At 47.0% G+C, this 1,211-nt stretch carries 2 protein-coding genes; both read right to left on the bottom strand.

The window, feature by feature from the left end:
* The coding region (locus E1J53_RS23805) for an IS3 family transposase (RefSeq protein ID WP_134274850.1) at positions 1-820 on the bottom strand (820 nt) is incomplete at its 3' end.
* Positions 820-1,176, bottom strand: a complete 357-nt coding sequence (locus E1J53_RS23810; protein WP_134274849.1) for a transposase — start codon at positions 1,174-1,176, stop codon at positions 820-822. The genes E1J53_RS23805 and E1J53_RS23810, both read right to left, overlap by 1 nt.
* Positions 1,177-1,211: the final 35 nt, after the last annotated feature.

Consider the following 1,211-nt stretch of genomic DNA (forward strand, 5'->3'; position numbering starts at 1 on the left):
CTTGGCGGACAGTTAGTCCTTTTAGTGTAGTATGAATGCGGTTAGTGTTGTACCATCCTTCAATGTAATCAAAGATAATTGACCACGCGTGAGCTTTGCTGGTGAACTCATGGCGATCAATGCATTCTTCTTTAATCGTTTTGAAGAAGGACTCGGCTACTGCATTATCCCAGCAGTTGCCCTTTCTGGACATGCTTTGTACCGCTCCGATCGCCGCTATATGTTGACGCATTTCATCACAGGTGTATTGGACACCACGATCAGAGTGGAAGATCAGGTTTTCCGCTGGCTTTCTTTTAGCTATTGCTCGCTCCAAGGCCGCTACTGAGGTGGCTTGTGCACTCATATCATCACTGATTGCCCAGCCTACAATCGCTCGGTCAGCAAGGTCCAAGATGATCGTTAGGTAGTGCCAGCTGCCCTTGATGGAAAAGTAGCTAATGTCACTTACCCATTTGGTCGCTGGTCGATTAGCAGCAAAATCCCGGTTAAGCAGGTTAGGAGCTACTGGATTATCCTCATTGACCAGCGTGGTGCGCGTCCACCGCTTGGGTTTTCTAGCGATAAGCTTGAGACGACGCATTCTACGGGCAACACTAGATTTAGAAGTCAGAATGCCCTGCTGCTTAAGGTCTAAAGCAACTCTTGGACTCCCGTAAGTTCTTCTGCTTCGGTCAAAAGAACTGCTGATGGCTGCATCAAGTGGGTCGACTTGATGCTCAGCCAGCTGATGGTTCTTTAGCCATTTATAAAAGCCACTACGGCTAACACCAAAGACTTCAGACATCTTCTCAACGGAAAATTCTTGGCGGCTATCCATTATGAATTGGAATACTTTCCGTCGCCCTTGGAGAAGATGCTGATGGCCTTTTTTAAAATGTCCCGTTCAAGTTGCGCTTCGCGTAATTGCTTCTTCAGTCGGGCAATTTCACGCTCCTCATCGGTCATCACTTTTATCCCCTGACCTTGGGGGACAATTCCATGCTCCTGACGAAATTCACGCCGCCAGCGGCTTAAGGTATTAGCGCCAATGCCAAACTTAGCCGCTACGTCAGCAACTTTTACATCGGGTTCGAAGCTTTGCTTGACAATTTCAAGCCGCTCTTCTTTGGTAAATTGTTTCCTCATTTTCGACATCTCATCGAGTTGATTGGTTAAAAATAGTAACCAAGTCAATCAGAAGTAGCTGTCTACTATTGTGGGGAGCTCCA

The sequence above is a fragment of the Lewinella sp. W8 genome, assembly GCF_004375085.3.
Classification (GTDB): Bacteria; Bacteroidota; Bacteroidia; order Chitinophagales; family Saprospiraceae; genus Neolewinella.